Origin of the sequence: Bacillus cereus group sp. MG16 (genome assembly GCF_040459875.1) — a bacterium.
GTDB classification, from domain to species: Bacteria; Bacillota; Bacilli; order Bacillales; family Bacillaceae_G; genus Bacillus_A; species Bacillus_A paranthracis.
This window is the reverse complement of the sequence record NZ_JARVHE010000001.1, coordinates 2814149-2828570: the sequence shown is the minus strand read 5'-3', so window position 1 is coordinate 2828570 and position 14422 is coordinate 2814149. Positions and strand designations below refer to the sequence as shown.

Genomic DNA, 14422 nt, shown 5'->3' with positions numbered 1-14422 from the left:
TTTTTGATTTACGGATTATATAAAAAAAGGTAGTATTTATTTTATATAATTGAATATAAGATTGTGGATCGAAAAAGGAGTAAACACATGGTTAAAATTATGATTGTAGAAGACGATATGAAAATTGCAGAACTATTATCAACACATGTTGCGAAATATGGGTATGAAGGAATTATTGTATCGGATTTTCAAAATGTATTAAATATTTTTTTAGAAGAACAACCAGAGTTAGTTTTATTAGATATTAATTTACCGAGTTTTGATGGGTATTATTGGTGTCGTCAAATTCGTGGAATTTCTACATGTCCGATATTATTTATTTCAGCCCGTGAAGGTACGATGGATCAAGTTATGGCGTTAGAAAACGGTGGAGATGATTTCATTTCAAAGCCCTTTCATTACGAAGTTGTAATGGCTAAAATTCGAAGTCATTTAAGACGTGCTTACGGAGATTATGCACCGAAAGTAGAAGAACGGATGGTTGAGCAACATGGACTTTGTTTATATCCTGAAAGGCTTGTATTGAAGCTTAAGAGTCAAGAAATTGATATAACGAGAAATGAAGCTATTTTATTAGAAATGTTAATGAAAAATTATCCGCGTGTTGTGAGTAGAGAAGTGTTGTTAAATAAATTATGGGATAGCGAATCCTATGTTGATGATAATACATTAAGTGTAAATACAACACGTGTGCGAAAAAAGTTAAAAACAATACATATTGAGGATGCGATTGAAACGATTCGTAGTGTTGGATATAGACTACATATTACTTGGGATACTGGTATGGAAAAATGATAAGGCTGTTTATACGTGATCATATACCTCTTATTTGTTTTACAGTCATTCAACTATTATCCATATTTCTCGTTTATTGGTTTGATGGGCATAAGCATATCGCGACGGCATTGTATGCAATGTTTTTAGGTGCCTTTTTTATGGTAGGCTATTTAGTACTTCGTTACTTTACTCATCGTACTTTCTATGAACGATTAGCAAACCCGATGCAATCTTTAGATGAATCTGTTCAAAAATCTGATTTTGCAGCTATATCTGCTGCACTTCAAGACTTACTTGAGGTACAATATCGCCATTATCAAAATCAGCTCCACATACAAGAAAGAAAAAATAATGATCATTTAACTTTTATGAATCAGTGGATTCATCAAATGAAAACACCTTTATCTGTAATAGAATTAATTACACAGGATGAAGTGGATCCACGTTTTGAAAGTATAAATGAGGAAACAGATAGGCTGAAAAAGGGGTTAGAGATGGCACTGTATGTCGCACGTTTAGAAGCATTTACACAAGATTTTTATGTGGAAAGAGTACAATTACATAAAATAGTGAATGATTCTGTGCATGAACATAAACGCTTCTTTATCCGGAATTTTGTATATCCAGAGCTTAAAATTGATAAGGATATTACAGTAGAAAGTGATGCGAAATGGTTACAATTTTTAATTGGACAAATACTATCAAATGCGATTAAATATTCATCTGGTAGTCGAGAGAAGATTAAAGTGAAAGCTTGTAAGGAAGGTAATAATGTTATACTTGAAATTGCTGATAACGGTGTAGGCATACCGAAGCAAGATTTACCAAGAGTGTTTAAACCTTTCTTTACAGGAGAAAATGGTAGAGATTTTAAAGAATCAACTGGAATGGGGCTATATCTCGTATATGAAATTACGAAGCAATTAGGACATAGTGTAGAAATCCATTCAGAAGTTGGTAAAGGTACGGTTGTACGAATTAAATTTTATAATGTATAAATAAGTGATCTAGGCTAAAGAGCTTTGGAAATAAGTTTTTTAGCCTTTTTTTAGCGGTTATATGAAATGGTAAAACGTCATATTAGTATGTATAATGACACACTAATAAATACGATTGTTAAATTTGAAGGATTTAATAAAAAGCTGATAAATATTTTTGTAAGAAAAAAGCCACCCCTTTGAAAGAGATAGCTTCATGGATCCTATCCTATGTATAAGTATAATGTTCGAATACGTGATATGTTTTGTGGACTATAATACAATTAGTCTTTTGTTTTTTCATGATATAGTATTGTAATTAAGTAAACAAACTTAATAATTTATACCCAATTAATCCCAAAATAGTGATAGGAATCATCATTAAGAAAGAAGACACACGATAAGCATTAGAGCGTTCTAATACAAGAATCAAGATAATTCCGACTATCACTTCCGTATATCCAACAGGTAACATGTGACTGTAATCTTCAAAGTTTAATAGAATGTGAATTCCGTCCGTTACAAAAACTCCACTTAAAAGTGCGCTTCCGAATTTATGAAGTGGATTTGTAGTATCTTTCCATAGAAAACCTGCAATTCCAAAGATCGTTCCTCCTATACATGCACATACAATCCATACAGATATAAAATAAATAGAGTGAGCTACATTTTTAATAACTATTGCATAACCATAATAGCCTAATACCATACCGAGTAGTGCAAGGATACCAGAAAGCATAGCTGTACGCTTAGAATAACTAAGGCTAGCCACGAAAAAGGATGGAACTAACCAAACGCTTCCTAAGTTAGCTAATGAATGCCAATTTCCTGGAAGTATACCTTGCCCCAATTTCGTTAGTATACCAACAAGTATCCCTACTATAATCGGGAGGATAAAAATCCTTACAAACATATTTAACTTTGTGATTTCTAATGTCCTGTCCATAAATTCAATCCTTACATTAATATTTTTTGTAAAGATATAATAGCTTATTCTAAGGGAATAATCAATAAAAATTTATCGAAAAACAATAAGTGGTTATTGGATAATGAATAAGATTTTGTTTTTATATAAAATTTATTACTGGGGAAACCTAAAGGACGTATTACAATCAATGTAATTTGTGCTTATTCAACATGAAGTTAAGGAATGATAAATAAATCTAAAAGAAAGCAACTTTTTAACAGCACATATAATTACATTTACTCATACAGTACTAGTATGGTACAATATGGTTATTAACGACGGAAAGGAATGATGGGTGGACGATGATTAACTAATCTTATTTTTAAATGTTGAAATTCAATACATTTCAATTTATAAAAAATAGGATTAGTCTGCCCAATTCCAAACAACGGTTTTGCTATTTGATTTGCGTAATAGCTTATTTGGGTATAAATATTTTAACGACTAATCCTGCCAAATTTATTTGGGAGGATTTTTTTATTCTCCCTTAATGAAAGGGATCGGTATTATGAAAGAACTATTAAAATTAAATGATGTTTATGTTGAAATAAAGGAAAATATGTTGTTAGAGAAAATGAATGTGACAGTAAAACAAGGGGATGTTATCGGATTAATTGGTAAAAATGGTGCCGGTAAATCAACGTTACTTCAATTAATAAATGGGAAGATTGAGCCTTCAAAAGGTACTGTTGAATGGATGCAAATGAACATGACAACAGCATATGTTGAACAAGAAAAAGAATCTTTTGTTAGTAAGGATATAATTGCAAAAGAAGCAGAACTTCTTGCGAAATGGGGCGTGCCAACGAATGATTTTCTTACTTTAAGTGGTGGTGAAAAGCTAAAAGTTCGATTAGCAAAAGGATTTGCTGAAAATCCTAATGTCTTAATATTAGACGAACCGACAAATCATCTAGATGAGATGAGTACGGAATTTCTTATTAAACAAATAAAAAATATGAAAGGTACAGTTATCGTCGTATCGCATGATCGATATTTTTTAGATGTTGTCGCGACTAGAATATGGTCAATTGAGGATAAGAAATTAATTGATCATAGCGGGAATTATACGAGTTATATGAAAGCACGTGAGCATAAAAGAATGACGCAGCAGCGTGAATATGAAAAACAACAAAAAAAGATAGAACAAGTAGAAACTCATATAAAAGAACTAAGTTCATGGTCACAAAAGGCACATGCGCAGTCTACAAAACAAGAAGGAGTTAAAGAATTTTATCGTGTAAAAGCGAAGCGCATGGATGCACAAGTGAAGTCGAAACGAAAACGTCTCGAAAAAGAGCTAGAGAAAACGAAGGTAGAACGTGTGAAAGAGGAGTATTCAGTTGAATTCTCTATTCAAGCGAGTAAAAAAGTAGGAAAACGTTTCTTAGAAGTAAAACAATTGCGGAAAGAATTTAATAATCGAATATTATTTGAAAACGTTAATTTTACAATTCAACACGGTGAGAAGATTGCGATTGTTGGACCAAACGGTAGCGGGAAAACAACTTTACTGAAGATGATTATGGGAAACGAAACTGCTGAAGGAGAAGTGTGGATTTCACCTTCAGCAAACATCGGTTATTTAACACAAGAAGTATTTGATTTACCGCTGGAAAAAACACCAGAAGATTTATTTTTCAAAGAGACGTTTGAAGAAAGAGGAAAAGTCCAAAATTTAATGAAACATTTAGGGTTTGAACCTTCCCAATGGAAAGAGCCGATTCGATATATGAGTATGGGTGAACGAGTAAAATGTAAGCTAATGGCTTATATTTTAGATGAAAAAGATGTACTTATTTTAGATGAACCAACGAATCATCTTGATCTGCCTTCACGTGAACAGCTCGAAAATACATTAGCTGAGTATAACGGAACACTCGTTATTGTTTCTCATGATCGATATTTTCTGGAGAAAACAACAAACACAAAACTTGTGTTTGTAAACAATACGATACAAAAGCAGCTTGAAGAACCTACGAAAACTAGAGATGAAATTGAAGAGCTACGTTTAACGTTAGAAACAGAAAGACAAGAAGTATTAGGGAAATTAAGCTTTTTAACTTCTAAAGACAAAGAATATAAAGCTCTGGATGAACGATTTATGGAACTTACGAAGCAGATTAAGGAGCTTTAATATAAGTAAGGGGGATTAACATGTGAGAACAGAGTGTGACTAAGTTATTTAGAATAGATTGTAGAGATCTATACCTACAAGAGTTTACGGTCAATGATGCAGAGAGTATTTATCAAATACATTTCAATTAAAGGTGTAAGTTAAAAATATAACTTTGGGAAGGAAAAGACCATTATCGGTCTTTTCTTTTTCGTATAATAAAGATAGGAGATTGTATTTCCTACCACTATACAATTATTATAAGATAGTTATGCGTTAATTTTAATTTGTAAATAATGTTATTATCGGTTTTTTTAGAAATCTTACAAGCGTGTAAGATAAATGAAAGATGAATCAATATGAGCTATAAGAGAATTCATTTACACTCTATTGTGAGAAGTGCAAATGAAGGGAGAATAGAAATGGAAATTTTACATGCAAAAAATATTAGTAAAGTATATAAAGGGAAAATACCTTTTAAAGCATTAGTAGATATTGATTTATTAATCCAAGAAGGTGAATTTATAGGGATCATGGGCCCATCTGGTAGCGGAAAAACAACATTATTAAATATGGTATCTACTATCGACTCTCCAACATCGGGAGAAATAGTAATAAATGGTACGAATCCTTTCCAGTTATCATCTGAAGATTTGGCTTTATTCCGTAGAAAACAATTAGGATTTGTATTCCAATCATTTAATTTACTTAGTACGCTTACAGTGAAGGAAAATATCGTATTGCCGATGACATTAGATGGTGTTTCTGTGCAAGAAATGAATAAACGAGTAGAAGAAATTGCAGAGAAATTAAATATTACAGATATATTGAATAAAAGAACGTTTGAAATTTCAGGGGGACAAGCTCAAAGAACAGCAATTGCTCGTGCAATTGTTCATAAGCCGCAATTATTACTTGCTGATGAACCGACCGGGAATTTAGACTCTAAATCTTCAAATGATGTAATGGAGATGCTGGATACGCTTAATAAGGAAGAAAAGGCAACGATGATGTTAGTTACACATGATCCGTATGCAGCTAGTTTTTGCAGCCGAGTAATCTTCATAAAAGATGGTCAACTGTATAACGAAATTTATCGTGGTGAAAGTCGGCAAACCTTTTATCAAAAGATTATGGATGTCCTTTCTTTGTTAGGGGGGAAAAGGCATGACTTTTCGTCAGTTCGCATTTAATAATATTTTTCGTAATAAGCGTACATATGCAGGTCATTTTTTAAGTAGTGCATTTTCGATTATGATTTTCTTTACATATGCCCTTTTATTATTCCATCCTGATTTACAGGGGGAGTTGAAATCGACAAGTAAAACAATAAGTACATTTGGTACATTAGGATTTCAAATATCCCAAGGTTTGATTTTTGTTTTTTCATTTTTCTTTATTTTATATTCAGTGAGCTCGTTTTTAAAAACGCGTAAGAAAGAATTTGGCATTTTAATGATGCAAGGTATGTCAATGAGACAGCTTAAGCAGTTATTGTTAATTGAAAATATGTTAATCGGACTTGGTTCGATTTGTATTGGGATCCTCATTGGCCTCATATTTTCTAAACTAGTTTTACTAATCAGTGCCAGTGTATTAATGATTAGTAATGGTTTACCTTTTTATATACCAGTGCAGGCTGTATTATTAACAGTTTTCACGTTTCTTGTCTTATTTTTAATCGTTTCGTTAGTTACATTTAAAACGGTTAAAGTAACCGAACTTGTGGAACTTATTCAAGCTGGAGAAAAGCCAAAGCCTGAACCGAAAGCTTCAATAATATTATCGTTACTTTCTTTAATTAGTATAGGGTATGGATACATTTCAGTATTTCGCTTTATTCAAAATCATAGTTTTATCATGCTCGTAATGGGTGTGCTCTTAGTAATTATAGGAACGTACTTTTTATATACACAATGTAGTGTTTATATATTGCATCTTGCGAAAAGGAGTGAATTTTTCTTTTTAAAGAGAACAAATATATTAACGTTTTCAGAATTAATTTACCGTATGAAAGATAATGCAACTATGTTTTTTATAGTGTCTATTATTTCAGCAGTTGCTTTTACAGCAATTGGAACTACAGCTGCTATTGGGAATAAAGAATTGGTAAGAATGACAAACCCATATACGTTTCTTTATATAGGTCCTGAAAAAGACAAAGTGGTGGATAAACATCTCTCTATTATAAAAAAACATCTTGCTGATGCGAATATTCCATATCGAACAGCTTCATCTACTTATAAATATACAGAAAGTAATGTATATGTAATGAAATTAAGTGAATATAACGAACTTGCGAGAGCGCTAGGGTATCAACAAGAAACAATTGAAAAAGAAGATGAAATATTACTAATCCCTGGAATGGTATCACAAAAACAAGAATTTAAAAATGGTGATTATAAAAAGAATATTGAAGTCATTGAAGGAGATTGGATAAAGACATTTCGTGTGAAAAAAGCTGTAGAAAATTTAGTTTTACCACATGATACTAGCGGTATTTTTATCGCAGTTCAAGATCGTGTATATGATGGTATTCCTTTTAATATCAATCAAGATGATGTAGTTATTCAACATCGTACATACGGATTTGTTGTAGATGACTGGATAAAGACGAAAGAAATTTCAAATCAATTAAATAGTATATTCAATGCAGATGGAAGAGAAGGTAATTTCTATTTTCAAGCTTTGACTTTAAGTTTGTTAGAGGCAAAACAAACGAATGGATTATTACTTATGGCAAGTGTTTTAGTTGGAATCGTCTTCTTCACATTTGCCGCTAGTTTTATTTACTTCCGGTTATATACTGATTTGGATCGGGATCAACAACAATATAAAATGATTTCGAAAATGGGATTAAGTAAGCGAGAGTTGAAAAAAGTTGTAACGAGACAGTTATTATTAATGTTCTTTTTACCGATTACCATTGCAGTAATACACACAGTGGTTGCTTATATGGCATTGCAACAATTAGTCGATTTTTCTATTTTAAATAGTTCTATTGTAATTTTAATTTCATTTATCTGTATACAAGTTTTATATTTCTATATAACTCGTTGGCGTTATTTACAAAAGCTTTATAAAACTATGGAACAGTAGGGAATATGAGTAAGTAAGACTGCATAAAAGCATGTAAAAACAATTTGAGTTATGAAAGGAACTGTGATGAAGAAAATATTATCTATTTTCATTTTAAGTATATTAATGTTAATAAGTTTAAGCGCATGCTCTAAAAATGAAAACAGATTTCCAGCTAACGGTGTATTAATCATTGGAGATGAAAATAATACTTTATTAATTATGAATCGTTATCAGGAAATTACGAAAGAAAATGAAGTGTTTTCTGTAAAAACGGGTACATTTGGAAATGGACAAGTTTTAATTTTAAATGAATCTACAGCACAAGCGTTGATTAAAACAAAGATTTTTCGTGAAAGAGAGAATGGATCCAAATTTAAACCTATAGATACGTTACCTAAGTTACCAAAAGAAGGATCGATTTTGTTGGCACAAGAAGATGAAAAAAATTTAAAAAGTATTGAATTAGAAGGAAAGGAGTTTGCTGTTAAATATGGTAGTGATGCTTGGATAGGTAACACTCGTAAATATCCAACACAAGCATATATAATTGTAGCAAAAGATAGTGTGTATAAAGAATTAAAAGCAAATGAAACGAAAATGCATCTTCTCCACCTGAACAAGTCTTTAGGTGATGAAAAACCTAAAATGTCAACAGATAATACATTAATAAATGAAAAAGTAAAAGTAGAAAAGTTAATTAAAGATCATCAAGGGGAAGTATCATTTCAGTTTGTAACGATTGGAGAAAAATCTTAAAAAAGAGTTCGAGGTTGATAGAAATTTTATCAATCTCGAACTCTTTTTACTTTAGAGCATTCATATAACATAAATTACATTACTTCATTTAATCGAGTCTCACTTGTTTCTTCAATTGCATTTGAATTTTGAACTGAATTATTTTGTGCTTCTTTTTCTTTACGAGCCTTTTGTAGCATTTCAAGTATAATCCATAAAGGAACACCTTTATCTTTTAGCATCTTCCATAAATCTAATTCATTAAATTTATGCTCAGGTTGTTTCATCTCTTTTTCAGATGAACGAATATCAAATTTGATGGGATCATTTGATTTTTTATCTTCAAGTTTAGTAGAAGAGATAGTATTATGCTCAAGATTAGATGGAGTTATTTTAGTAGGTTGAGACAATGTATGAATATTTGATCCGATTTGCATGATTTTTCCTCCTTTTCAAGCAATGAGATTAGTTTTCTTATGGTTATTAAATCTTTTTAACATGAGGAAACTATATCTAATTATAAATTCAAATAAACAGATTTACAAGTTGTATTGTAAAAAGTAAATATTTATCAACATTTGTATATGTTTTCTATATATACAACGTATATAAAATACTTTACATTATGTTTAAGTTATTAAAGCATGCTGTAAATTTAAAAAATGTAAACGTTTTATTAGGGGGAGGAAGTATGGGGAAGTTATTTTTAAAAATATGTTTTTTTGCATTGATGACTGTATGTTCATTCGCCACGAAAGTAATATACGCTGAAGAGAGTCAACAAAATAATTATCCGATCATTTTAGTAAACGGATTTGCCGGATGGGGTAGAGAGGAAATGCTAGGGGTTAAATATTGGGGGGTGTTCATGATATACAGGAAGATTTGAAACGCAATGGTTATACAGTTCATACCGCAGCCGTTGGGCCAGTTTCTAGTAATTGGGATCGTGCATGTGAATTATATGCCCAAATTAACGGTGGAACAGTAGACTACGGTGCCGCACATGTTGAGAAACATGGACATAATCGTTTTGGAAGAACTTATAGTGGTTTCATGCCGAGTTGGAGTGAAACAAATAAAGTACATTTAGTCGGACATAGCATGGGTGGACAAACGATTAGAACATTGGTACAGCTATTAAAAGAAGGCAGTTTTGAAGAAAAAAATTATGTGAAAAATCACCCAAACACCAAAATATCACCACTATTTGAGGGCGAGAAATCATATGTTCATAGTGTTACAACATTAGCAACCCCTCACAACGGTACAACACTTGCTGATGGTAGTCTTCTACTACCGTTCGTTAAAGATTTACTCATTACAGCTGCAAGTTTAGGAGGAAACAGTAATTTATCATTATATGATTTCAAATTGGATCAATGGGGGTTAAAGAAGAATGCTGGAGAGTCCTCTTTACAATATACTGATCGTATTTTAAATAGTTCAATTTGGAAAAATACAAAAGATATAAGTCAATGGGATTTAAGTACTGATGGTGCAAAGGAGTTAAATACTTGGGTAAAGACGCAACCGAATGTGTATTACTTATCCTATAGTGGACATGCATCACAAGCGGCACCTATAACAGGTTTACATTTGCCTCATATAACGATGAATAAAGTGTTAATGGGGAATGCATTTTTCTTAGGCTCTTATGCGAGATATGAAGAAAACCGCCCATTAATTAATACTTCTTGGTGGCAAAATGATGGTGTAGTAAATACAAATTCTATGATTGCACCATCATCTAATGCAACTGTAAATAATAATGAGTCATTACAGATTGGAAAATGGAATCATATCGAAATGAAAGCAAATTGGGACCATCTCGACATGGTGGGATTAAGTATTTCAGACACGTTAGGTTTTTCTAACATTCAAGAGTTTTATAGAACAATTGCTGAAAAGCTATCACGTTTACCGAAATAGGTAATAATAAAGCGCTCTCGATGGAATTCGGGGGCGCTTTATATTATATTGAAAGAGGGATTTGGTAGAAAAATATGGGGGGATATTATGAAAATTAAAGTTGTATTATCAGGATATGGAACAGTAGGAAGAGAGTTTATAAAATTACTATATGAAAAATGTTCATATATATATGAAACATATGGTATAGAGTTAGTTGTAAGTGGCGTATTAGGTAGAAATGTTGCAATACATAATGAGGATGGGTTATCTATTCAGGACTTATTAACGTATGGTAGCAGTAGCGCAGCAATTGAGAAGTATATAGAATATCATCCGGAGGAACGTGCAACAGATAACATAAGTGGTACAGTGCTGGTAGAATCAACAGTTACAAACCTTAAAGATGGAAATCCAGGGAAACAATATATAAAACAAGCGATTGAAAAACAAATGGATATAGTAGCAATTTCAAAAGGTGCGCTTGTTACAAACGGGAGAGAAATAAATGAAGCAGCAAAAATTGCGAATGTACGAATTCGATATAGTGGTGCAACTGCGGCCGCATTACCGACACTTGATATTGGTCAATTTAGTTTAGCTGGTTGCCATGTTGAAAAAATAGAAGGAATATTAAACGGGACAACAAATTATATTCTTACGAAAATGAATGAGGAAGATATTACGTTTGAGGAAGCACTGAAAGAAGCGCAACGTAAAGGAATTGCTGAAACGAACCCAATATTAGATGTAAGTGGTTCTGATAGTGCGTGTAAATTGTTACTTTTGACAAACAGTTTAATGGGAACAGAGCATATGCTTACAGATATACATATAAAAGGAATTGAACATGTTACAAAACAACAAATTCGAAATGCTAAGGAACAAAATAAATTTATTAAATTAATTGCATCAGCATATAAAGATGAGGATGGCAATGTGAATTTAAATGTTGAACCGTGCGAAATAGATAAAGATCATCCGCTAGCAAATGTAAATGGGACAGAAAAAGGGATTACGTTCTTTACAGATACGATGGGCCAAGTTACTACAATTGGTGGTGCATCAAATCCACGCGGAGCCGCAGCAGCAGCTTTAAAAGATATAATTAATTTATATCGTAAAGATTTGTCACGTATTAACGGGGAGTAAAGTTACTAATTGATTAAAGTTGTATTTTATAAAACCGTACCGCCCTTTATAAAAAATACATATGTAGTGGACCTTTTGAGAATGAAATAATTATGCAAAAATGATTGCAGGGGGTAAGGAATTGTTTAAAGATTTTAAAGTTGTGAAAGATCGTCCCGTTTATATTCAATTAAAAGATTATTTAAAGAAGATGATTATGAAAGGGCATTTGCTCGGGGATCAAAAAATTCCTTCAACAAGGGAACTAAGTGAATTACTTAGTGTAAGCAGAAACACTGTACTCGCTGCTTATGCAGATTTAGAGCAAGAAGGGCTCATTTATGCAGTTAAAGGAAAAGGGAATTTCGTTGCGAAGGTTGATATTTCAAACACTTCGTCTGTTGAAATAGATTGGAAAAATAAACTTAATACAGTTACCTTGTTAGCGGATGAATTAGATTTAATGAAACATGGTGTTCGCTGGGAAAAAGGAATGATTGTTTTTAACAGTATCGCTCCGGACGAAAAGCTATTTGATGTGGAAAATTTCAAAAGAGCTTTTCTTACTCGTATGTCCATTGAAGGCGATGTCGTATTAAACTACGGATACGCAAAAGGTTATAGACCGTTAATGAATTATCTACTTCATTATATGGAAATGAAAGGTGTAGATATTTCGAACAAAGATATTTTAATTACAAATGGATTCACTGAAGGGTTAGACATTGTTCTATCCTCGTTATCAAAGAAATCAGGGCGGGTTATTTGTGAGAATCCGACTCATCATGCTGCGTTGAAGCTTTTCCGCTTACATGGTCTTGAAGTGCATGGAATAAATATGAATGAAGATGGCATTGATACGAACGAAGTTGAAAAAAGTTTGTATGAAAAAGAATTTGATTTTGCTTATTTAATTCCTTCTTATCATAATCCAACCGGTATTGTTACGAGTTCAGAGAAAAGAACGGAACTGATGAGATTATTTTCAAAATATAAGGTTCCTATTATAGAAGATGGATTTAATGAGGAACTACGTTATTCAGGTTCACATTTAGCCCCATTATTAACTTTTGCTGGCGCTGGTAATAATGTGATTTATATTAGTAGCTTTTCGAAGGTACTTTTCCCTGGTTTACGTGTCGGATGGATCATTGCAGATAAAGAATTGATCCATCATTTAGAAAGTGTAAAAAGAGCAAGAACAATTCATACATCTACTTTAGATCAAGCTGTTCTTTTTCAATATTTACATGAAGGATATTTTGAAAAATATTTAAAAAAGGCAAGGTCTGTTTATAAGAAAAAATATGAGTTAGCTGTTGGGGCGTGTAACGAGTACATTCCGTTTCAAAGAATGACTGGTGATGGTGGACTTCATTTATTTATAGAGTTAGAAGAAAAAATTCATGCTCGTACACTTTTACAAAAATGTTATGAGCAAGGGGTTACTTTTTCTCCTGGAGATGTGTTTTATTCTGATGGAAGAGGAGCGAACACGTTTCGATTAGGATTTTCACGTTTGAAAGAAGACGAAATAGTTCGGGGAATCAAAATAATCGGTGATACAATAAAGTGAAACTTTAATCAGTGGGGGGGGTTCATCCCCCACTGATTATTAGTTGAACCAATCGGGCTTTTACGGGCAGTTGATCTCCCACCTAACTGCATTGCTTCCGCTGAATTTTGAGGTGGGGGTCTTACTGCCCGTTAATGCGGGATAAAAAACGAAATTTGGAGTTGAGGAAATGAGAATCGGCGTTATTATGGGAGGAGTATCCTCTGAAAAACAAGTATCAATTATGACTGGAAATGAAATGATTGCAAATTTAGATAAAAATAAATATGAGATAGTACCAATTACGTTAAATGAAAAAATGGATTTAATTGAAAAAGCGAAAGACATTGATTTTGCGCTGCTCGCATTACACGGAAAATACGGAGAAGATGGGACTGTTCAAGGAACGCTTGAAAGTTTAGGTATTCCTTATAGCGGGAGTAATATGTTATCTAGCGGTATATGTATGGATAAAAATATTTCGAAAAAGATTTTACGTTATGAAGGAATAGAAACACCAGATTGGATTGAACTTACAAAAATGGAGGATCTAAATGTTGATGAATTAGATAAGTTAGGATTTCCATTAGTGGTAAAACCAAACTCTGGTGGTTCGAGTGTGGGGGTAAAGATTGTTTATGATAAAGACGAACTAATTTCAATGCTGGAAACTGTGTTCGAATGGGATTCTGAAGTAGTGATAGAAAAGTACATTAAAGGTGATGAGATTACATGTTCCATTTTTGATGGAAAACAGTTACCCATCATTTCAATTCGACATGCGGCTGAGTTCTTTGATTACAATGCGAAATATGATGATACTAGTACAATTGAAGAAGTTATTGAACTTCCAGCTGAACTTAAGGAACGTGTAAACAAAGCGTCACTGGCTTGCTATAAAGCATTAAAATGTAGTGTTTATGCAAGGGTTGATATGATGGTGAAGGATGGTATTCCATATGTAATGGAGGTTAATACATTACCAGGGATGACACAAGCGAGTTTACTTCCCAAAAGTGCCGCTGCAGCGGGAATTGACTATAGTAAACTATTAGATATGATTATTGAAACTTCATTAAGAGTAAGGGAAGAAGAAGGGTTTTAAGTAGCAGTACCATGAATACTTTTGACAGTAACATGAAGTATGTTATGATGAATACGATACGAAAATT

11 protein-coding genes and 1 pseudogene are annotated in these 14422 nt (G+C 32.5%); 10 read left to right on the top strand and 2 right to left on the bottom strand.

Annotated features, from left to right (window positions below; all coding sequences use genetic code 11):
• Positions 1-87: 87 nt before the first annotated feature.
• Both QCI73_RS14630 and QCI73_RS14625 read left to right on the top strand, forming a co-directional pair.
• Positions 88-795, top strand: coding sequence for a response regulator transcription factor (locus QCI73_RS14630; RefSeq protein ID WP_327924770.1), 708 nt, complete (start codon positions 88-90; stop codon positions 793-795).
• Positions 792-1775 carry a sensor histidine kinase gene (locus tag QCI73_RS14625; protein WP_001992193.1) on the top strand — a complete coding sequence of 328 codons (984 nt, stop codon included), beginning with the start codon at positions 792-794 and terminating at the stop codon, positions 1773-1775. Before QCI73_RS14630 ends, QCI73_RS14625 begins: the two co-directional genes overlap by 4 nt.
• A 298-nt stretch (positions 1776-2073) precedes the next feature.
• Here QCI73_RS14625 and QCI73_RS14620 read toward each other — a convergent pair whose 3' ends face one another.
• Entirely contained in the window at positions 2074-2700 is a 627-nt protein-coding gene (locus tag QCI73_RS14620) for a DUF6518 family protein (RefSeq protein ID WP_327924769.1), read from the bottom strand.
• Between the two features lie 529 nt (positions 2701-3229).
• Here QCI73_RS14620 and abc-f point away from each other — a divergent pair.
• From abc-f to QCI73_RS14595, 4 genes are all read left to right on the top strand, one after another.
• Positions 3230-4858 carry a ribosomal protection-like ABC-F family protein gene (gene abc-f, locus QCI73_RS14615; RefSeq protein ID WP_327924768.1) on the top strand — a complete coding sequence of 543 codons (1629 nt, stop codon included), beginning with the start codon at positions 3230-3232 and terminating at the stop codon, positions 4856-4858.
• A 401-nt stretch (positions 4859-5259) separates the two neighbouring features.
• Positions 5260-6030, top strand: coding sequence for an ABC transporter ATP-binding protein (locus tag QCI73_RS14605; RefSeq protein ID WP_327924767.1), 771 nt, complete (start codon positions 5260-5262; stop codon positions 6028-6030).
• Positions 6005-7936, top strand: a complete 1932-nt coding sequence (locus QCI73_RS14600; RefSeq protein WP_327924765.1) for an FtsX-like permease family protein — start codon at positions 6005-6007, stop codon at positions 7934-7936. Before QCI73_RS14605 ends, QCI73_RS14600 begins: the two co-directional genes overlap by 26 nt.
• Before the next feature lie 66 nt (positions 7937-8002).
• Positions 8003-8674 carry a lipoprotein BA_5634 family protein gene (locus QCI73_RS14595; RefSeq protein ID WP_327924764.1) on the top strand — a complete coding sequence of 224 codons (672 nt, stop codon included), beginning with the start codon at positions 8003-8005 and terminating at the stop codon, positions 8672-8674.
• 74 nt (positions 8675-8748) lie between these two features.
• On the opposite strand, the gene QCI73_RS14590 is transcribed toward QCI73_RS14595, so the two are convergent.
• A complete protein-coding gene (locus QCI73_RS14590) occupies positions 8749-9090 on the bottom strand; it encodes a DUF3914 domain-containing protein (protein ID WP_327924763.1) in 342 nt (113 codons plus the stop codon).
• A 254-nt stretch (positions 9091-9344) separates the two neighbouring features.
• On the opposite strand from QCI73_RS14590, the pseudogene QCI73_RS14585 reads away from it, so the two are divergent.
• The 4 genes and pseudogenes from QCI73_RS14585 to ddlB all read left to right on the top strand — a co-directional run bounded on the left by QCI73_RS14585 (position 9345) and on the right by ddlB (position 14355).
• Positions 9345-10585, top strand: a pseudogene (locus tag QCI73_RS14585) (esterase/lipase family protein).
• Positions 10586-10672: 87 nt separating this feature from the next.
• Positions 10673-11716: a homoserine dehydrogenase gene (locus QCI73_RS14580; RefSeq protein ID WP_327924158.1), complete on the top strand. Its 1044-nt coding sequence runs from the start codon at positions 10673-10675 to the stop codon at positions 11714-11716.
• A 121-nt stretch (positions 11717-11837) separates the two neighbouring features.
• A complete protein-coding gene (gene pdxR / locus QCI73_RS14575) occupies positions 11838-13271 on the top strand; it encodes a MocR-like pyridoxine biosynthesis transcription factor PdxR (RefSeq protein ID WP_353823223.1) in 1434 nt (477 codons plus the stop codon).
• A 169-nt stretch (positions 13272-13440) separates the two neighbouring features.
• A complete protein-coding gene (gene ddlB, locus QCI73_RS14570; RefSeq protein ID WP_353823222.1) occupies positions 13441-14355 on the top strand; it encodes a D-alanine--D-alanine ligase in 915 nt (304 codons plus the stop codon).
• Positions 14356-14422: the final 67 nt, after the last annotated feature.

Bases quoted from the DNA above. Each gene is read 5' to 3' on its own strand.
- QCI73_RS14620 (WP_327924769.1), bottom strand. From the start codon at position 2,700: ATGGACAGGACATTAGAAATCACAAAGTTAAATATGTTTGTAAGGATT.
- QCI73_RS14605 (WP_327924767.1), top strand. From the start codon at position 5,260: ATGGAAATTTTACATGCAAAAAATATTAGTAAAGTATATAAAGGGAAA.
- QCI73_RS14580 (WP_327924158.1), top strand. From the start codon at position 10,673: ATGAAAATTAAAGTTGTATTATCAGGATATGGAACAGTAGGAAGAGAG.
- QCI73_RS14625 (WP_001992193.1), top strand. From the start codon at position 792: ATGATAAGGCTGTTTATACGTGATCATATACCTCTTATTTGTTTTACA.
- QCI73_RS14600 (WP_327924765.1), top strand. From the start codon at position 6,005: ATGACTTTTCGTCAGTTCGCATTTAATAATATTTTTCGTAATAAGCGT.
- ddlB (WP_353823222.1), top strand. From the start codon at position 13,441: ATGAGAATCGGCGTTATTATGGGAGGAGTATCCTCTGAAAAACAAGTA.
- QCI73_RS14630 (WP_327924770.1), top strand. From the start codon at position 88: ATGGTTAAAATTATGATTGTAGAAGACGATATGAAAATTGCAGAACTA.
- QCI73_RS14590 (WP_327924763.1), bottom strand. From the start codon at position 9,090: ATGCAAATCGGATCAAATATTCATACATTGTCTCAACCTACTAAAATA.
- QCI73_RS14595 (WP_327924764.1), top strand. From the start codon at position 8,003: ATGAAGAAAATATTATCTATTTTCATTTTAAGTATATTAATGTTAATA.
- abc-f (WP_327924768.1), top strand. From the start codon at position 3,230: ATGAAAGAACTATTAAAATTAAATGATGTTTATGTTGAAATAAAGGAA.